The organism is Pseudorhodobacter wandonensis (assembly GCF_001202035.1).
In the GTDB taxonomy this organism is placed as follows: domain Bacteria; phylum Pseudomonadota; class Alphaproteobacteria; order Rhodobacterales; family Rhodobacteraceae; genus Pseudorhodobacter; species Pseudorhodobacter wandonensis.
In genome coordinates, this window is sequence record NZ_LGHT01000044.1 from 229,496 (window position 1) to 248,061 (window position 18,566).

Genomic DNA, 18,566 nt, shown 5'->3' on the forward strand with positions numbered 1-18,566 from the left:
CGTTTACCGGACTTGCGCATTACTTTGAAGGGGCCTGCATCGGCCCCTTCGCTCTATTGTTTCAATTTTGAAATGTTGCGCCTTAGATGTGACTATTCCTGCTGCCCTAGCCCTTGGGGCCGTTTTCTGCCGGAACTTTAAAGACAGCGACATAGAGTGCGGGCACAAAGACCAGCGTAACCAGCGTTCCAACGATAATCCCGCCCATCATTGCAAAGGCCATCGGGCCCCAAAAGATTTGCCGAGAAATTGGAATCAACGCCAAACTTGCCGCCGCCGCAGTCAGCAGAATCGGGCGGGCGCGGCTGTCTGATGCCTCAAAAACCGCATCCCAAGCGGTGCGGCCGGCGCGGCGCAGCACCTCAATCTCGTTCACCAGAATGATCGAGTTGCGGATCAAAATTCCGACCAGTGCCAGAATGCCCAAGATCGCGACAAAGCCCAAAGGTGCCCCCGACAAGACCAATGCTGCCACAACGCCGATCAGGCCAAGCGGTGCCGCGCAAAGCACAACAAGCGCCAGCCGGAACCCTTGCATTTGCACCATAACCAGCGTCACCATAATCAGCATCATCAACGGCACGACAGCTGCAATCGGTGCCTGACTTTCGGCACTGGATTCGACGGTGCCGCCGATGACCACCTCATATTCCTCAGGCAAGGCCGCATTGAACGCCGCGATTTTATCGGCCAATGATGCCACCAGCGTTGCAGGCTGATCTTTGGTGTTTATCGCGGCTTTCACCGTGATCGTCGGCATTCGGTTGCGTTGGCTGACCATCGGTTGCTCGGTATCAAACCGGAACACCGCCACCGAAGACAGCGGAATTGCATCGCCGCCAGTCCGGCTAAGCTGAAGGCTGTAAAGTGCCTCAAGCGAGGCACGGTCAGAATCGTTTCCGCGTGCAATGATATCGACCAGATAGGTGTTGTCGCGCAGCTCGGTAATCGTGCGTCCGGCGAAAATCGCGTTCAGCCCCGATGCGATATCGGACGAGGTCAGCCCCAGTTGGCGGGCCTTGTCCTGCACAATATCAACCCGCACCACCCGTGCCGGTTCGTTCCAATCCAACACGATAGAGCTGGTGCGCGTGTCTGCCCCGATAACCGCCGCCAAATCGCGCGCCTTGTCGCGCAATACGTTAATATCGGGCCCGCTGATGCGGTATTGCAATGGGCGGCCAACCGGCGGCCCGATTTCCAGAAACTTTACATAAACATCGGTGCCCGGAAACTCGGTCGCTGCCGCTGTTTCCAAACGTTTGCGCAAGGCGTTGCGGGCATCGGTTGACGGCGTTTGAATGACAATCTGTCCAAGATTGGCGAACTGATCCATCGTGTCATAAGACAGCAAGAACCGTGGCGCCCCCCGGCCGACATAGGATGACCAGAACAATACATCTTCATCCTTGGCCAAAAGCGCCTCAAACCGGTCCATCTCGGCCTGTGTTGCAGCGATAGAGGCGTTTTGCGGCAAGGCAAAATCAACCACCAATTCGGGGCGGTCAGAATTCGGGAAAAACTGCTGTTCGACAAAACGCATCCCATAGATCGAGATAGCAAACAGCCCAACCGTGACGCCAATTGTCAGCCAACGAAACCGCATTGCCCCCCGCAAGACGCCGTGAAAGGCGCGGCGCATCCGCCCCGGCTTGGGGTTGTGATGGGCCATTTTGGCGGGCAGCAAGGTAACGCCCAGCAGTGGCGCAAACAGCACGGCCACAACCCAGCTTACCAACAATGAGACGGCAATCACCACGAATAGCGAAAAGGTAAATTCGCCCGCCGAGGATGAGTTCAAGCCGATCGGGATAAACCCGGCCACCGTCACCAAGGTGCCCGACAGCATCGGAAACGCGATTGATGTCCACGCATATGACGCGGCTTTGCGCAGGCTTTCACCGGCCTCTAGCCGCGAAATCATGGTTTCAATCGCAATCATCGCGTCATCGACCAACAGGCCCAATGCGATGATCAACGCGCCCAGTGAAATCCGTTGCAGGGTAAAGCCAGCGTAGTCCATGACCACAAAGGTAATCGCCAGAACCAGCGGAATAGTCAGTGTTACCACCAGCCCCGCACGGATGCCGAGGCTGATAAAGCTGACGGCCAGCACGATCAGAACCGCCTCAAGCAGAGCTTGCAAAAAGTGGTTTACAGATTCCTCGACCACATGTGGTTGATCGGCGACTTGGTGGATTTCGATACCAATTGGCAATTCGGCCTGCACCTGATCCATCACGGCGGAAAGCTCTTCGCCAAAGGTCACGATATTGGCGCCTTGGCGCATGCCAACAGCTAGGCCAATCGCGGGCTGACCATTGAAACGAAACAACTCGGACGGCGGGTCTTGGTAGCCACGTTTGATGTCGGCCACATCGGTCAGGCGAAAGAAACGGTCGTCAATGTGAAAGTTGACGTCTTCAAGGCTGCTCGCGTCCTTGAATTGGCCACCGACGCGCACCAAAATCCGTTCAGGGCCGGAGTCAATAATGCCTGACGGCAAAATTGCGTTTTGCGCCTGCAGCGTTGCTTGCACGGCTTGCTCGTTCAGGCCAAGCGCCGCCAAGCGCTCGGTCGAAAACTCAAGATAAACCACCTCGTCCTGCGTGCCGTAAATTTCAACCTTCCCGGCATCGTCAAGGGCTTGAACCTTGCGCTTGATCAGCTCGACCTTGTCGCGCAATTCGCGCGGGGTGAACCCGTCAGCGGTGAACGCGTAGATGTTGCCATAAACATCGCCGAAATTGTCGTTAAAGCCGAAACCCGCAAATTCGTTGGGCATGTCGCCTGCAATATCGTTAATCATATTGCGCACTGTCAGCCATGTGCGTGCTACGGCGTCGCCTTGTACGCTTGGCTTCAGGTTAACGTAAACAATCGAAAATCCTGGGCGGGTGATCGAGCGCGTGTAATCCAGCGTGTCTAGCTCTTCCAGCTTTTCCTCAATGCGATCAGTGACTTGTTGGCGCGTGTCTTCTATCGATGCACCCGGCATGGCCGCTGTGATAACCATGGTCTTGATGGCAAAATTCGGGTCTTCCTCGCGTCCGATTGACACATAGGCCAACACGCCTGCGATGACGCTGATGATCATCAGAAACCACACAAAAGAGCGGTGTTCCAGCGCCCAGTCTGACAGGTTGAAACGCTTCATTCTTGCACGCGCGGGCCGACAATTTGCCCGTCCTTAATAGAGTTGACACCTTTGACGACGATCTCATCGCCAGAGGAAAGGCCGTTCAGCACCAAAACGCGCGTGCCAGCTGTGGCGCCCGTTTCCACCGCAATCAAACTGGCCACGCGGGTTTGGGGGTCTATACGCCAGACTGCGGGCGGTTCGCTGCCTGCGACAATCGCAGTCAAAGGCACCGATAATTGGGCCGCCGTTTCGGCCATCGGTTCCACTTGTACCAGTGCACCAAGGCGGAACCCGATGGCTGCATTTTCATCCAGCGCAAGCCGCAATTGACGGGTGCGCGTTTCACGGGTGGCAACCGGATCAATCGAGGTCAGGCGGGTCGTCGTTTCCAGTGCCAAGTTCGCCTCTAGCCGGACGCGAAACATTGCGCCCGTGGTCAGCCCTGCGACATCCGCTTCGGAAAGATCGATGTGAACCTCGCGGTCCTGCGTGCCCGCCAATCGCAACACCGGCGCGCCGGCTGTCAACGTTGCCCCAGGTTCGGCAAAAACCTGGGTCACGATGCCGGTTTGCGGGGCATGCAAAACCGCGTTGTTGCGGGCATTTTCGGCGGCAACCAGAGTGGCTTTGGTTTGCTCTAGGCTCGCCTCGGCGGCGGCAAGCTGTGCAGTGACGTTTTGCAACGCAGCCTCGCTATCTACCCCGCGTGTCACCAGTGCTTGTACCCTCTCAGCGGCGTTGCGGGCCGAATTGGCCTGCGCTTCGGCAACGGTAACGCCGGCTTGTGCAGTCCGCAGATCGGCATCCAGATCTTGCGGGTCTTGCAAAGCCAAAACCTGATCTTTGACAACGACATCGCCCAAATTGGCAAGGCGCGTGGCCAAGGTGCCGCTGCGTGGAAAGCCCAGATCGGTTTCAATCCTTGCGGTAACAGTGCCAACCCAGGATTGGCGCAAACCGGATTGCGGGGTTATGATTTCTGAAACGACTGGCCGCGGTGCCTCTTGGGCAGCGGCTGCAAGCGGCAAAAGCAAGAGGGCAAAAAGCAAGCCTGACTTTTTCATCACTTAACCTCCGACACAAAGTCGACCGTTTGGCCGGGGTACAGCAATTGCGCGCCTTTGCTGACGACAATCTCACCCGCGTCAATCCCGGAGTTCAGCACAACCTGACCATTGATATACCGCAAAACCGAAATTTCGCGCAGCGCGACCTGATGCGATGTTGGGTCTATCACCCAGACCGCAGGGCCGGTGGCTTGGGCCGTGATGGATGACCACGGCAAGGTCACGCGGTCGGCATCTTGAACTATCACCGTCCCTCGTACAGGGTCGCCATAGCTTAGGCCAGCGGGCAGGGATTCGACTGATACAGTCACTTTTACCGTTCCCTTGGCGGGATCAACCAATGGCGAGACCTCGCGCATAGCGCCAAGGCCGGTTTTTTCAGGCGTGGCCAGAACGGACAGCACTACTTCGGGTGATTTCGGCGCCGAGGTCAGCGAGGCCTCGGGCACCTCGAACACCGCGTCAAAATCGCTGCCCAGTGCCAATTCGACCACGCTTTGCGCCGCGCCAATCACTTGGCCGGGTTCGGCCAGACGGTCAGTCACTGTCGCGGCTGTGGGGGCCAACAGCACTGTATCGGCCAATGCCTTTTTGGCGCGGTCAAGTTCGGCCAGGGCCTGCGCCTCTTGGGCCTCGGCGGCGCGAAGCAGGTCAGCGGCGCTGTCACGTGTGCTGCGGGTGGTTGCACCGCGCTCTAGCAGCGCATCTTGGCGTTCACTTTCTTCGCGTGCTTGCTGGTGACTGGCTTTGGCCGATACCAACCCAGCCTCGGCAGCGCGCAAAGATTGCACTTGTTGCACTTGGTCTATCTTGGCAAGGACATCGCCCTTTTGCACCTTGCTGCCGGTCGTCACAAAAACATCCGTTAGGCGCCCGCTCAATGGGAACGACGCGGTCAGCGTATCTCGGGCAACGATTTCACCGGTAAGGGAAAATGTGCTTTCGGCGGCGATGCGTTCGGCCGTAACGGTTGCAACGCGCAAAAGCGTTTGCGCTGTGGCGGGTGCGTGCAGTGTCAGCGTGGCAATAGCTGCCAGTGCAAACGCTCTGCTGCGGGAATGAAAAACTCTCACGGGGGGCTCCGTATTTACGAATTTCGGCGTCATTCTGGCACCATAAGGTTTGTCAAATAATCTGCGTGGCGTTGAATTGTGGCTTCGGCTTTCGGGTCAATCCCGGTAAGCCCGCTGCATTTGGCCTGCGCGCTGAAAATAACACTGCTGGCGCCGCCAAAGGCATAGAAGGCATGTGGGATGTCTTGGGGGGGAAGATTGCCCATCATATTGGAAAACCAAGTGTAAACCGGCATGAGGTGGGTTTCGATAAGCCAGGTGCGCCGCTCGTCATCTTCAGGGCCTTGAAGCATCAGGAACCGGAAAAACTCGGGGTGTTCGGCATTGAACCGCACCAAACGGCGCAGCACTTCGCGGCGTTGTTCGGGCGGGGCATCAGGGCCAACGGCTTGCATCGCATCACCTACGGCTTCGTCTTGTAACGCAAACAGGCGGTCAGCCGCCGCACGCCAAAGCGCGTCTTTGGTTGCGAAATGATAGGTCAGCAGCCCTTGGCTTACCTCGGCCCGCTGGGCAATCGCCCGCGTGCTGACGGCATCAAATCCGGTTTCGGTCATCGCCGAAAGGGCTGCTTCCACAATCTTTTCGCGCGTGGAATCGCGTTGCTTGTCTCTCATCCGCAATAAATACACTAGTCAGTTGACAAGTGAAAGCCTTTGGGTGCGTGACCTAGCGTTATTCGGCCACGCAATCGGCAAAGTAATGCACCGCGCCGTTGTCATCCGTTTCTTGCACCAAGCCGTGAATGTCGGTTTCAAACCCCGGGCATTCGCGGGCAAATTCGCGGTTAAACTTCAGATATTCGACGATCTTTTTGTTAAACACCTCGCCCGGAATCAACAGCGGAATGCCGGGTGGATAGGGCGTCACAAGGCTGGTGGTGATGCGACCTTCCAATGCGTCAATCGGTACGCGCTGGGTTGTGCGTTTGGCGATATGGGCAAAGGCATCCGTAGGCGTCATCGCGGGTGTATGGTCGCTGAGGTACATTTCAGTCGACAAAATTGCGACATCATATTTGGCATAAAGTTTGTGCACATGCTGGCACAAATCGCGCAGGCCCATCTTTTCATAGCGCGGGTGCTTGGCGCAAAACTCGGGCATGACCCGCCACATCGGCTGGTTTTTGTCGCAATCATCCTTGAATTGCTGCAACGCGGTCAGCAGGCTGTTCCAGCGGCCTTTGGTAATGCCGATCGTGAACATGATGAAAAAGCTGTAAAGGCCGGTTTTTTCGACCACAACACCGTTTTCGGCCAGATACTTGGTCACAATAGACGCTGGAATCCCGTCTTCTTCAAAGCGGCCATCAATGTTCAGGCCGGGGGTGATAATGGTCGCCTTAATCGGGTCCAACATGTTGAAACCGGGGGCCATATCGCCAAAAGCGTGCCAAGAATCCTCGCCATCAGCTTGCTGTACGCCATCGGCATCGGTGCGGCGCAGCACCCAGTCTTTGGTGCGGCCAATGCCTTCTTCTTCCAGATGGTCCGGCCCCCAGACCTTAAACCACCACTCATCGTCGCCAAACTCGGCATCGACCTTACGCATGGCGCGGCGGAAATCGAGCGCCTCCATGATGCTTTCTTCGACCAGCGCGGTTCCGCCCGGAGGTTCCATCATCGCGGCCGCCACATCGCAACTGGCAATGATGCTGTATTGTGGGCTGGTCGAGGTGTGCATCAGATAGGCTTCGTTAAACAAATGCCGGTCCAACGGGACAGACTGGCTGTCTTGCACTAGAACATGGCTGGCCTGCGAAATACCGGCCAGCAATTTGTGAATGGATTGCGTGGCATAGGTCACAGAATGGCGCGGCCGTTCACGGTTGCGGCCCATCGCGTGATAGCTGCCATAGAACGGATGGAACGCCGCATGGGGCAGCCATGCCTCATCGAAATGCAGGTTGTCAACGTAACCATCCAGCACGGTTTTGATGGTTTCGGTGTTGTACAGCACCCCGTCATAGGTCGATTGCGTCAGCGTCATGATGCGCGGCTTAACCGTGTCGGCATCAACGCCTTGCAACAATGGGTTGGCGCGGATTTTGGCCTTGATCGAGTCAATCTCAAACTCGGCCCGTGGAATTGGGCCGATGATGCCGTAATGGTTGCGGGTCGGTTTCAAAAACACCGGAATCGCACCCGTCATAATGATGCTGTGCAGAATGGATTTATGGCAGTTGCGATCGACGACAACCACGTCACCCGGTGCAACGGTATGATGCCAAACCATTTTGTTCGAGGTACTGGTGCCGTTGGTCACAAAGAAACAGTGATCGGCGTTGAAAATCCGTGCGGCGTTGCGCTCAGACGCACCAATCGCGCCGTTATGGTCCAGCAACTGGCCCAGTTCCTCAACCGAGTTGCAGACATCGGCGCGCAGCATGTTTTCACCGTAGAACTGGTGGTACATCTGGCCAATCGGGCTTTTCAAAAACGCCACACCACCGGAATGGCCGGGGCAGTGCCAAGAATACGACCCATCCTCGGCATAATCGAGCAGTGCCTTGAAAAACGGCGGCTGGATGCCCTCAAGATAGCTTTTCGCCTCGCGCACGATGTGGCGGGCGACAAATTCGGGCGTGTCTTCGAATGCGTGGATAAAGCCGTGCAATTCGCGCAAAATATCATTTGGCAAATGGCGGCTGGTTTTGGTTTCGCCATACACATAAATCGGCACATCGGCGTTTTTCCAGCGCACTTCCTCGATAAAGCTGCGCAGGTTTACCACCGCGGGGTCAAGATCGGGGCCGGGACTGAATTCTTCATCATCAATCGACAAAACAAAGGCCGAGGCGCGCGATTGCTGCTGCGCGAACTTGGACAGATCGCCATAGCTGGTGACGCCGAGCACCTCAAAACCCTCATTCTCGATCGCTTCGGCCATTGCTCGAATGCCAAGCCCCGAAGAGTTTTCAGACCGGAAGTCTTCGTCGATGATGACGATAGGAAAGCGAAATTTCATGAAGGTTCTCCTTGCGGGGTCGCCGCAGATAGGATGGTGGCCTGTTACAAACGAGGGTAGGCACGTAAAGCGGCGCAGTCTGTCCGAACTTGCCTGTTTCTTTCTTTTGATTGACCAACTGTCAAGGGTTGAACCTATATGCAACCGCTTGCAAAAGATGAGGCTCTGCGGCAATACTGGCCATCATGCCCCCCCGTCGGACCAATCGTCCGCAAAGCAAGGATCACAAAATGCTCAGAGTTGGCCTTCTCGGCGCCGGACGTATTGCTGACGTTCATGCCATCGCAATTTCAGCCCATCCCGCCAGTAAATTGGTCGCGGTCTCGGATTTTCTACCTGAAAATGCCCAGAGGCTTGCAACAAAATTCGGGTGCGAGGTGCGCAGCAACGACGAAATCATCGCCGATCCGAACATCGACGCTGTGTTGATCGCGACGCCTACCGATACCCATTCCGACCTGATGGAGGCCGCGACAGCGGCAGGCAAGGCTGTCCTGTGCGAAAAGCCGGTCGATCTGTCTTTGGCCCGCGCGCGCGCCTGTGCTGTGGCAACGGCGGACAATGGCCAGCCGATCATGCTTGGCTTTAACCGTCGTTTTGACCCAAGCTTTGCGGCGCTGAAAGCGGCTGCCGATGCGGGCGAGATTGGCAAATCCGAGCTGCTGTCGATCACGTCTTTCGACCCTGCGCCGCCACCTGTTTCTTATGTCAAAACCTCGGGCGGCTTGTTTCGCGATATGATGATCCATGACTTTGACATGGCAAATTTCATCATGGGTACGCCACCTGTCACGGTTTCGGCTGTTGGCACATCGATCGTTGACCCCGAAATCGGGTTGGCGGGTGATGTTGATACTGCCGTTGTCACAATGACTTATGCCGATGGCCGGATTGCGGTTATCAAGAATTCGCGTCGTGCGGCCTATGGCTATGATCAGCGGCTTGAACTTCTCGGATCTGAGGGGTTGTTGCAGGCGCAGAATATGCTGGAAAATCTGGTTGTGAAATCAAATGCTTCTGGCGTAACCGGGGCAAAGCCTACCTATTTCTTCCTGCAACGCTACATGGCCGCGTACAAGGCTGAATGGGATGCGTTTGCAACCGCAGTACAGGGCAAAACGCCGATGCCGGTCACATTGGCTGATGGCATTGCAGCCCTTGCGATGGCCGAAGCGGCAACACTTTCGATGAAAACCGGCGCGCCCGTCCGGCTTGATAGCGTGTGAGGCCAGTGCGCGCGGGGCGGTCTTCACCTCGCGCCTATTTTGCTAACCGCTGGGTCGCGTGACTACATAGATAGCCGCGCCGCCCATGCAAACCACTTGAATGGCAAGCGCATAGAACGGCGCGCCAAACAGAACTGCGGCACCAAAAGCTGCCGCCATCATGCCAACAGCCATCGCTTTGTGCCGTGGCGCAATGGCACCTTTTTGCTCCCATTTGGTGATCAAAGGGCCGAATGTCCGGCTTTGCAGCAGCTTTTTGTGCAAATTCGGGGCGCTTTTGGCAAAGGCAAATGCGGCCAACATGACAAAAGGCGTGGTCGGCAGCAGCGGTAGAACAACCCCGATTAAGCCTAGCAGCAATGAAACGCCGCCCAGTACGCGCCAAGCCCAAAGCGTAACAAACGTATGCTTGCCTTTGTGATGCGGAATTCGGGGCATGTGAGCTTTCAAATGTAGTCGACCGATTTGCGGGTGATACAGCCCAATGAGCGCAGTGTCGCTGCCGATTGCTTCGATAATAGATAAATTTCGTGAAAAGTGATGGTTTGCTGCAAATATGATCTAGATCAACGACACACATGCGACTATATGAATGTATAGATGCATCGTATTCGCCCAAGCTTGAACGGGGCTCGGTGCGGCTATTCATGGGAGGTTGAAATGGCACATGTCGTTGTTGTTGGTGCAGGGCTAGGAGGCACGATTGCCGCCTATGAATTGCGCGAAAAGCTGGGGTCCGAACATAAGGTTTCGGTTGTCAACAAAGGCAGCCGCTTTCACTTTGTTCCGTCCAATCCGTGGGTTGGCGTTGGTTGGCGTGACCGTGCTGCGATTGAAGTTGATCTGGAAAAGGTCTTTGCCAAGCGCAAGATTGCACTGCACGCACAGGGCGCCAAGCGGTTGCACCCCGCCGAACGCCGGATCGAACTATTGGACGGCGAATCGATCAGCTATGATTACATGGTCATCGCGACCGGCCCCGAGCTTGCCTTTGACGAAATCGAAGGTTTCGGACCCGAGGCGCATACCCAATCGGTCTGCCATGTTGACCACGCGCTTATGGCCAAACAGGCGGTGGACAAGCTGATCGCGAGTCCTGGCCCCGTGGTGATCGGCGCGGTGCAAGGTGCCTCGTGCTATGGGCCTGCCTATGAGTTCGCCTTTATCCTTGATAAAGCGCTGCGCGATGCCAAGGTGCGCGACCGTGTGCCGATGACCTTTGTGACCTCGGAACCCTATGTCGGCCATTTGGGTCTGGATGGTGTGGGCAATACCAAAGGCTTGCTGGAAGGCGAGCTGCGCGAGCATCACATCAAGTGGATCTGCAACGCCCGTGTCGATAAGGTCGAGGCCGACAAGCTGTTGGTATCCGAGATTGCCGAGGATGGTTCGGTTTTCAAATCGCACGAGGTCCCGCAGGCTTTCACCATGATGCTTCCTGCTTTTCGTGGCATCGAGGCGGTGCGCGGCATCGAAGGCCTGACCAACCCGCGCGGCTTTATCCTTGTCGACCCCTATCAGCGCAACCCGTCATTCCCCGAAGTGTTTGCCATTGGCGTTTGCGTGGCCATTCCGCCAGTGGGCAAAACGCCGGTGCCTGTCGGTGTGCCGAAAACCGGCTTTATGATTGAATCGATGGTGACGGCAACCGTGCACAACATCGACCAGTTGATCAAAGGCAAAACGCCAAGTGCAATACCCACCTGGAACGCCGTTTGCCTTGCCGATTTTGGCGATAGTGGCATTGCCTTTGTCGCGCAGCCACAGATTCCGCCGCGCAATGTGAACTGGTCGTCGTCGGGAAAATGGGTGCATTTGGCCAAGATCGGCTTTGAAAAGTACTTCCTGCACAAAATCCGCAGTGGCGAGTCCGAGCCATTTTATGAACGGCTGGCCATGCAGGCGCTGGGAATTGACAAGCTTAAAAAGGTCAAGATCGAACCAGAGGCCTAGGCGCCGCATCCCTGCGGCAAAACACCCCCAACTGCCCGTTGCAAACCCGCAACGGGCCAAGATAGGAAAATGATATGTCACTCGATCGTATAGTTATGGCCTTTGCAGGCTTCATGGTACTGTTGTCACTGGCGCTGACGGTATGGGTATCGCCGTATTTCGTTTGGCTGACGGTTTTTGTCGGCGTGAACCAGATTCAGGCCGCCTTTACCGGTTTCTGCCCTGCGGCATCGGCGTTTAAGCGGTTGGGCGTCAAGCCCGGGGCCGCATTTTAAGCGCGATTTAACCACCTTAGTTAAAATGGAGCAGACATGAGAAATTTGATCGCCATAGTCGCCGTTATGGCCTCAATCTCGGCACCGGTATTTGCGCAGGATACGCCGCTGGCCGAAGTGTCTGTAACCGATTGGAAGGCCGTCTATGGCCGTGTCGAGGCGCGCAGCCGTATTCCGGCGCGGGCGCGTTTGGGTGGCACGGTTGTATCGCTTGCGGTGGTCGAAGGTGATGTCGTGACGGCGGGGCAGGTCTTGGCGCAGGTTGTCGATGCCAAGATCGATTTTCAGCTTGCCGCGATTGACGCGCAGCAGCAGGCCCTTGCGGCTCAGCTGGACAACGCCAAGGTCGAACTGACACGCGGCGAGGATTTGCTGGCGCGTGGCGTCACAACGGCGCAGCGGTTGGATGCACTGCGCACGCAAGTAGATGTGCTGAACGGTCAGATCGCGGCTGTCGTTGCGGATCGGCGGGTGGTTGAACAACAACAGCTTGAAGGCGCTGTCTTGGCACCGATTGCCGGGCGCGTGCTGTCTGTACCGGTTGCGGCAGGTGCGGTGATCTTGCCGGGTGAGGCCGTGGCGACAATCGGCGGCGGCGGGATTTTCCTGCGCATCGCGGTACCCGAACGGCATGCTGCCTTTTTGAAACAAGGCGCCGCGATTGAAATTGAAACAGCGACAGGCCCAAGCCAAGGTACGCTGGCGCGGATTTATCCCTTGATCGAAAATGGCCGTGTGGTGGCCGATGTCGAGGTGCAGGATCTGCCAGAAAGCTTTATCGATGCGCGGGTTCTGGTGCGGTTGCCAGTTGATACGCGCATGGCGCTGATGGTGCCCACGTCGGCGGTTATCACCCAGACCGGCCTTGATTTTGTGCGGGTCGCGGGCGCAGATGGCCCTGTCTTGCGCAACGTGGTGGTGGGCCAACCCCAGACCATTGACGGCGCCCCGATGATCGAAATTCTGTCCGGCCTTGCAGTCGGGGATCGTGTGGTTTCGGCAAATGAGTGAGGCACCAAACACCCCGAAACTCGGCATCGCCGGGCGGCTGACGCGTGCGTTTATCGCCTCTTCGCTGACGCCCTTGTTCATTCTGGCAGCGATTGCGGTGGGCTTGGTCGCGCTGACATCCCTTCCGCGCGAGGAAGAGCCACAAATCTCGGTGCCGCTGGTTGATATTCATATCCAAGCGCCGGGCCTGCGGGCCGAAGATGCGGTAAAGCTGGTGACCGAGCCGATGGAAGGCATCGTCAAAGGCATCGACGGGGTCGAACACGTCTATTCGCAAACCCAGGATGACTATTCGATGGTCACAGTGCGGTTCAAGGTTGGCACCTCAGCCGATGCGGCAGTACTGCGGGTGCATGACAAAATCCGCGCCAATATGGACCGTATTCCTGTTGGCATCCCCGAGCCCCTGATCGTCGGGCGCGGGATTGATGACGTGGCAATCGTGTCGCTAACGCTTGCGCCAAAACCGGGTGCAACCGGGATCAGCGCCAATGATCTAACCCGCATCGCCCGCGAGTTGCGCACCCAAGTGGCCAAGACCGAGGATGTTGGCCTGACCTATCTGGTGGGTGAAGTGCCCGAGAAAATCCGCATTGCGCCCGACCCTGAAAAGCTGGCGCTATATGGCGTGACCCTGCAGCAATTGGCGGCCAAAGTTGCCAATGCCAACCGGTCGCAAAATACCGGAAAATTGTTGGACAAAGGCGAGCAGATCAATCTGGTGGTCGGTGAAACGCTGGTTGCGCCCGAACAAATCGGCAATCTGCTGCTGACCACCCGTGATGCGCGGCCCGTCTATGTTGCCGATGTGGCGCAGGTCAGCTTTGTGTCATCCAGCGAGGATATGATCGTTTCCAACGTCAGCCGCGCCGAGGATGGCAGTGTGACGCGCGCGCCGGCGGTGACCTTGGCCGTGGCCAAACGCGCAGGCGCAAACGCGGTGGTGGTGGCCGAGGCGATTTTGCATCGCGTCGAGGCGCTGGAAGGCAACCTTATCCCCGATACGGTTGCGGTAATGGTGACGCGCGATTACGGCGATACGGCCAATGAAAAGGCTAACGAGTTGCTGTTCCACCTTGGGCTTGCCACGATTTCAATCGTTGCGTTGGTTTGGGTCGCGATTGGCTGGCGTGAGGCGATTGTGGTTGCCGTTGTCATTCCCGTCACCATTTTGCTCACGTTGTTTGCCGCGTGGATCATGGGTTATACGCTGAACCGCGTGTCGCTGTTCGCGCTGATCTTTTCCATCGGTATTCTGGTCGATGACGCCATTGTTGTGATCGAAAACATTGCGCGGCATTGGGGCATGAAAGATGGCCGCAGCCGGATGGATGGCGCGATCGAAGCCGTGGCAGAAGTGGGCAACCCAACGATTGTCGCCACTCTTACCGTTGTGGCGGCCTTGCTGCCGATGCTGTTTGTATCGGGCCTGATGGGCCCGTATATGAGCCCGATCCCCGCCAATGCCAGCGCGGCGATGATCTTTTCGTTCTTTGTCGCTGTCATCATCACGCCTTGGCTGATGGTAAAGGTGGCGGGCCGCGCACCAATGGCCGCGCATGGCCATGACGATACCTATGGCGGGCACCCCGGCGGGTTTTTGGGCCGCATCTATTGCACAGTGGCCCGCCCGCTTTTGGGCAGCAAACTGCGCAGCGGTTTGTTCCTGCTGATAACGGCGGGTCTGTCTTTTGGCTCGCTTGGCTTGCTTTATACCGAGGATGTGACCGTCAAACTGCTGCCGTTTGACAATAAATCCGAACTCTCGGTCGTGATCGATCTGCCCGAGGGCGCGTCACTCGAGGCGACAGACCGCGTGGCCCAAGATGTGGCGCGTGAGGTGCTGCAACTGCCCGAGGTTACCTCGGTTCAAACCCATGCAGGCACCGCCGCGCCGTTCAACTTTAACGGCTTGGTGCGGCATTACTATCTGCGCGCACAGCCGAACTTGGGCGATGTGCAAATCAATCTGTCACCCAAGGCAGACCGTGACCGCGCAAGCCATGCCATTGCGCTGGAAATCCGCCAGCGTTTGGCCGACTTGCCGATGCCCGCAGGCAGCAGCGTGAAAACGGTCGAGCCACCCCCAGGCCCGCCGGTGATCGCGACCTTGCTGGCCGAGGTGTACGGCCCCACCGCCGATGCCCGCCGCGAGGCTGCGCGCAAAATCCGGCAGGCCTTTGAATCCGTGCCTTATATCGTTGACGTGGACGACAGTTTCGGCATTCAGCCACGGCGCGCTCGGGCCACGATCAGCACCGATGATCTGGAATTTTTCAGTGTCGAGGAAAGCGATGTGTTCGATACGCTCGCCACCTTGAACGGCGGCAGCACGGTCGGCTATTCGCACCGCGCCGAGGGCCGCCAACCCATCCCGATTGAAATTGCCCGCGCCAAAGGTGACAAAGTGCTGGACGCGCGGTTCCTGTCAACGCCGATACCCGCCAATGTTCTGCCCGGCGCGCGGGGCGTTGTAGAGTTGGGCGATGTCATCCGCGTGGCCGAAGAGCGTGCCTCTTTCCCCGTGTTTCGCCACAACGGACGTGATGCTGAAATGGTCACCGCTGAAATGGCCGGCCAGTTTGAGGCGCCGCTTTATGGGATGATCGCCGTCAGCAAGGCGCTTGACGCGATGGAATGGGCGCCCGGCACCAAACCTGTGATCAGCTTTTACGGCCAACCCGATGATGAGAAGGCGACAACCTTGCTGTGGGATGGCGAGTGGGAGGTAACCTATGTGACCTTCCGCGATATGGGTGCTGCCTTTGCCGTGGCCTTACTGGCGATTTATATTCTTGTTGTCGCGCAATTTGGCTCTTTCCGCCTGCCGCTTGTCATTTTGACGCCGATTCCGCTGACGTTTCTGGGGATTATCGCAGGGCATTGGCTGTTTGGCGCGCCATTCTCGGCCACCTCGATGATCGGGTTTATCGCGCTGGCGGGGATTATCGTGCGCAACTCGATCTTGCTGGTGGATTTCATTCGCCATGCCGATGCGGCAGGCAAATCGGATGTCGAGATATTGATCGAGGCGGGCGCAATCCGCTTCAAGCCGATCTTGCTGACAGCGGTTGCAGCGATGATCGGGGCCGTGGTGATCTTGACCGACCCGATTTTCCAAGGGCTGGCGATTTCGCTGCTGTTTGGCTTGCTGTCGTCTACTTTGCTGACGGTGCTTGTCATCCCCGCGATCTATCGGGTCTTGAAAACCTGAGTACTAAATTCCCAAGTTATAGGCGCGGTCGGATATCGTTTGTGGCCCGCTTTTGGCCGATCTGCCGAACTTAACTATTGTTGATGTTGGAAAGGTGCCATGCGACAGGTTTGGGCGCTATGTATCGCCTTGAAAAACCTATATGCTTGGCAGCAAAGCCTGACAGATCGAAAGGAACAGGGCCATGGTAAATAAACTTCCCCCCGTTTTGCCGCTTCAAAAGCTGCGGCCTTTGGCATGGGTATTTCTTGGCCTTGGCGTGGCAAGTATCATCTGGCCCGAGGTGGCAACCATTGCTGTCGAACAGCTGATTGCGTGGTTTTTGGTTTTATCGGGTGCTTTGGGTGTCTTGTTCTGGCTGCGGTTCAAATCGGGGCAGATCAGCATGATGGGGTTGGCAGCAGCTGTGATGACACTGGTTCTGGGCCTGATCTTCTTGGTGCAACCTATGGCAGGCGCGCGCACATTGACCATGGTCATGGCGGCGATATTCCTTGTCGAAGGTGCGTTGGGAACAGCAATGGCCTTGTCTTTGCGGCAGCATAATGCGGGTTGGGGTGTGGCCTTGCTCAGCGCGATTGCGACTTTGGCACTAAGTTTTCTGATTTTCATCGGTTGGCCTTCGGCATCGTCCTGGGTGATTGGCTTGCTGTTCGGGCTGAACCTTTTGACAACAGGATTGGCGCTTTTGGCACTGTCTCGGGTAGGCCCTCGGTTGTGACGCACAAGCCTGTTGCAGGGCATGGCGCAAACTGAGGCAAGTTGTTAAATTCAGGAGCCTGCGCCAGTATGAGATGCTGCGCCGCGCCGCCAATTGGCCTAGAGTGGATGCGTAACACCAATCGATTATTTGCAAGGACAGCCCGTGGAAGCTTCGGACATAAAAAAAGGCTGTTGCGTCGGATCGAAGCCTGACGCCTCGGTGAACGCAGACCAAATCTATTTCGAGCGTGCACAAAATATCGCCCGCGCGCCTACGTCAGTCTCGGCCGAGTTGCGTGGCCGACTGGTTCCTATCCCCGGTGGCTTTTTCGAAATGGGCACGCGTAAATCGACCTTTGCCGCCGATCTCGACAGCCCGAGGCGTAAGGTAAAGCTTAGCCCCTATCTTATATCCCCTCATGCCGTAACAAATGCCGATTTCGCCGATTTTGTCGCGGCGACCGGCTATCGCAGCGTGGCCGAAACCGAAGGCTGGAGCTTTGTCTTTCATTTGCTGCTACCTAATGCCGCCGAGTTTCCGATTACTCCACCTGGCCTGCCATGGTGGCGCCGCGTTGATGGCGCAAGCTGGGCCGCGCCGGAAGGCAAGGGCAGCAGTATCAATGGGCGTGAAAACCATCCGGTTGTCCATATCGCGTGGTATGATGCTTTGGCCTATTGCAATTGGGCCGGCTTGGCATTGCCGTCCGAGGCACAATGGGAACGTGCAGCACGCGGCGGGTTGGCCAATCAGAAATTTCCCTGGGGGAATGATAAAACGTCGAATGGTCGGCATCAGATGAACACTTTTCAAGGGGTTTTCCCGTCACATAACAGCGCCGAGGACGGCTGGATCGGCACCGCACCTGTTGATGCGTTCAAGCCAAACGGTTACGGCGTGTTCAACATGACTGGCAATGTCTGGGAATGGGTGGACGACAGCTTTGGCCCGTTGCCCCAACCCGATCGCGCCCCGCCTTTGGACCCCGTCAGCGGATCAGGCGGGTATGCACGGGTGCAGCGTGGGGGGTCTTATCTTTGTCATGAAAGCTATTGTGACCGTTATTTTGTGCATTCCCGAACCCGCAATGACCCCGACAGCTCGACCGGAAATTGTGGTTTCAGAGTTGCCGCCATGCCCTAATCAGGGCCGCCCACATCTTGAACGGGCGTGAGTGGCGCCAAGGGCGGAGCCTTCGGCGAGGATATTTGGGCCGAACAGAAAGCGCAGGACGAGGCATGTGCCTAACCAGACGAGGCCGTGGCATATATGCGACTTCACGCATGTGTTATCGAGTTGTTATTTGCATTAGGTGCCAGGGGTTTGTTTAGGTTGCGCAGAGCAAATAAGCTGCGCAAATAAAAGGAAGCTTCCTATGAGCCTGAGCACCCCGAACCGCCGCCAAGTGCTGATTGGCGCTGCCGGCGCTGCGCTAACCTTGGCAGCCCCCGGACTTGCCTTGGCGCAGACGCGCAACAACACCTCGGCCTTTCGTACCTATCGTTGGCAAGACCATTTTGACACCACCAAAAACGGCGTCATTCTGGCAGATACCGCATCGCGCGCGGTCCATTTCTGGTCCGAAGATGAAAGCGTCTACCGGCTCTGGCCCTCATCCGTTCCGATTTCCGAAGAGTTGACGCGCCGCGGCACTACGAGCGTTATCAAGCGTGTCGAAGGCCCGACATGGACGCCCACGCCGTCGATGCGCGAGCGTTTCCCGGAGTATCCAGCGGTTGTACCTGCAGGTCCGACCAACCCCTTGGGTACACATGCGCTGTACTTATCATGGCAGTATTACCGTATTCACGGCACCCATGACACGCGCAAAATCGGGCGCGAGTCTTCGGATGGTTGCATCGGGCTGTATAATGAACATATCGCCCAGCTGTTTGAACTGGCCAAGGTTGGCACGCAGGTCAAACTGATTTGACA

Annotated in this window: 14 protein-coding genes; 8 read left to right on the forward strand and 6 right to left on the reverse strand. The window is 57.0% G+C overall.

What is annotated here, in order from left to right:
* Positions 1 to 106 precede the first annotated feature (106 nt).
* The 5 genes from AKU79_RS16055 to AKU79_RS16075 are packed head-to-tail and all read right to left on the reverse strand — an operon-like array spanning position 107 to position 8,249.
* On the reverse strand, positions 107 to 3,157 hold the full coding sequence (locus tag AKU79_RS16055) for an efflux RND transporter permease subunit (RefSeq protein WP_050524581.1): 3,051 nt from the start codon (positions 3,155 to 3,157) through the stop codon (positions 107 to 109).
* On the reverse strand, positions 3,154 to 4,206 hold the full coding sequence (locus tag AKU79_RS16060; RefSeq protein ID WP_050524582.1) for an efflux RND transporter periplasmic adaptor subunit: 1,053 nt from the start codon (positions 4,204 to 4,206) through the stop codon (positions 3,154 to 3,156). The genes AKU79_RS16055 and AKU79_RS16060 overlap by 4 nt, the downstream gene beginning before the upstream one ends.
* Positions 4,206 to 5,282 (reverse strand): efflux RND transporter periplasmic adaptor subunit, encoded by a 1,077-nt coding sequence (locus AKU79_RS16065; RefSeq protein ID WP_197087375.1) that lies wholly within the window; start codon positions 5,280 to 5,282, stop codon positions 4,206 to 4,208. The genes AKU79_RS16060 and AKU79_RS16065 overlap by 1 nt, the downstream gene beginning before the upstream one ends.
* 29 nt (positions 5,283 to 5,311) lie before the next feature.
* On the reverse strand, positions 5,312 to 5,899 hold the full coding sequence (locus AKU79_RS16070) for a TetR/AcrR family transcriptional regulator (RefSeq protein WP_050524584.1): 588 nt from the start codon (positions 5,897 to 5,899) through the stop codon (positions 5,312 to 5,314).
* Positions 5,900 to 5,957: 58 nt separating this feature from the next.
* Positions 5,958 to 8,249 carry an arginine/lysine/ornithine decarboxylase gene (locus AKU79_RS16075; protein ID WP_050524585.1) on the reverse strand — a complete coding sequence of 764 codons (2,292 nt, stop codon included), beginning with the start codon at positions 8,247 to 8,249 and terminating at the stop codon, positions 5,958 to 5,960.
* A 230-nt stretch (positions 8,250 to 8,479) separates the two neighbouring features.
* Here AKU79_RS16075 and iolG point away from each other — a divergent pair, with 230 nt between their 5' ends.
* Positions 8,480 to 9,475, forward strand: a complete 996-nt coding sequence (iolG, locus tag AKU79_RS16080; protein ID WP_050524586.1) for an inositol 2-dehydrogenase — start codon at positions 8,480 to 8,482, stop codon at positions 9,473 to 9,475.
* Between the two features lie 42 nt (positions 9,476 to 9,517).
* On the opposite strand, the gene AKU79_RS16085 is transcribed toward iolG, so the two are convergent.
* On the reverse strand, positions 9,518 to 9,913 hold the full coding sequence (locus AKU79_RS16085) for a YbaN family protein (protein ID WP_050524587.1): 396 nt from the start codon (positions 9,911 to 9,913) through the stop codon (positions 9,518 to 9,520).
* Between the two features lie 222 nt (positions 9,914 to 10,135).
* Here AKU79_RS16085 and AKU79_RS16090 point away from each other — a divergent pair, with 222 nt between their 5' ends.
* The 7 genes from AKU79_RS16090 (at position 10,136) to AKU79_RS16120 (ending at position 18,564) form a co-directional block, all read left to right on the forward strand.
* On the forward strand, positions 10,136 to 11,428 hold the full coding sequence (locus tag AKU79_RS16090) for an NAD(P)/FAD-dependent oxidoreductase (protein WP_050524588.1): 1,293 nt from the start codon (positions 10,136 to 10,138) through the stop codon (positions 11,426 to 11,428).
* 74 nt (positions 11,429 to 11,502) lie between these two features.
* A complete protein-coding gene (locus AKU79_RS16095; protein WP_050524589.1) occupies positions 11,503 to 11,703 on the forward strand; it encodes a YgaP family membrane protein in 201 nt (66 codons plus the stop codon).
* A 36-nt stretch (positions 11,704 to 11,739) separates the two neighbouring features.
* Positions 11,740 to 12,714, forward strand: a complete 975-nt coding sequence (locus AKU79_RS16100; protein WP_050524590.1) for an efflux RND transporter periplasmic adaptor subunit — start codon at positions 11,740 to 11,742, stop codon at positions 12,712 to 12,714.
* Positions 12,707 to 15,928 carry an efflux RND transporter permease subunit gene (locus AKU79_RS16105; RefSeq protein ID WP_050524591.1) on the forward strand — a complete coding sequence of 1,074 codons (3,222 nt, stop codon included), beginning with the start codon at positions 12,707 to 12,709 and terminating at the stop codon, positions 15,926 to 15,928. The genes AKU79_RS16100 and AKU79_RS16105 overlap by 8 nt, the downstream gene beginning before the upstream one ends.
* 184 nt (positions 15,929 to 16,112) lie before the next feature.
* On the forward strand, positions 16,113 to 16,649 hold the full coding sequence (locus AKU79_RS16110; protein WP_050524592.1) for an HdeD family acid-resistance protein: 537 nt from the start codon (positions 16,113 to 16,115) through the stop codon (positions 16,647 to 16,649).
* A 201-nt stretch (positions 16,650 to 16,850) separates the two neighbouring features.
* A complete protein-coding gene (locus AKU79_RS16115; RefSeq protein WP_231580209.1) occupies positions 16,851 to 17,774 on the forward strand; it encodes a formylglycine-generating enzyme family protein in 924 nt (307 codons plus the stop codon).
* A 232-nt stretch (positions 17,775 to 18,006) separates the two neighbouring features.
* Entirely contained in the window at positions 18,007 to 18,564 is a 558-nt protein-coding gene (locus tag AKU79_RS16120) for a L,D-transpeptidase (protein WP_050524593.1), read from the forward strand.
* The last annotated feature ends 2 nt before the right edge of the window (positions 18,565 to 18,566 follow it).

Bases quoted from the DNA above. Each gene is read 5' to 3' on its own strand.
- AKU79_RS16055 (WP_050524581.1), bottom strand. From the start codon at position 3,157: ATGAAGCGTTTCAACCTGTCAGACTGGGCGCTGGAACACCGCTCTTTT.
- AKU79_RS16060 (WP_050524582.1), bottom strand. From the start codon at position 4,206: ATGAAAAAGTCAGGCTTGCTTTTTGCCCTCTTGCTTTTGCCGCTTGCA.
- AKU79_RS16070 (WP_050524584.1), bottom strand. From the start codon at position 5,899: ATGAGAGACAAGCAACGCGATTCCACGCGCGAAAAGATTGTGGAAGCA.
- AKU79_RS16075 (WP_050524585.1), bottom strand. From the start codon at position 8,249: ATGAAATTTCGCTTTCCTATCGTCATCATCGACGAAGACTTCCGGTCT.
- iolG (WP_050524586.1), top strand. From the start codon at position 8,480: ATGCTCAGAGTTGGCCTTCTCGGCGCCGGACGTATTGCTGACGTTCAT.
- AKU79_RS16085 (WP_050524587.1), bottom strand. From the start codon at position 9,913: ATGCCCCGAATTCCGCATCACAAAGGCAAGCATACGTTTGTTACGCTT.
- AKU79_RS16090 (WP_050524588.1), top strand. From the start codon at position 10,136: ATGGCACATGTCGTTGTTGTTGGTGCAGGGCTAGGAGGCACGATTGCC.
- AKU79_RS16095 (WP_050524589.1), top strand. From the start codon at position 11,503: ATGTCACTCGATCGTATAGTTATGGCCTTTGCAGGCTTCATGGTACTG.
- AKU79_RS16100 (WP_050524590.1), top strand. From the start codon at position 11,740: ATGAGAAATTTGATCGCCATAGTCGCCGTTATGGCCTCAATCTCGGCA.
- AKU79_RS16105 (WP_050524591.1), top strand. From the start codon at position 12,707: ATGAGTGAGGCACCAAACACCCCGAAACTCGGCATCGCCGGGCGGCTG.
- AKU79_RS16110 (WP_050524592.1), top strand. From the start codon at position 16,113: ATGGTAAATAAACTTCCCCCCGTTTTGCCGCTTCAAAAGCTGCGGCCT.
- AKU79_RS16120 (WP_050524593.1), top strand. From the start codon at position 18,007: ATGAGCCTGAGCACCCCGAACCGCCGCCAAGTGCTGATTGGCGCTGCC.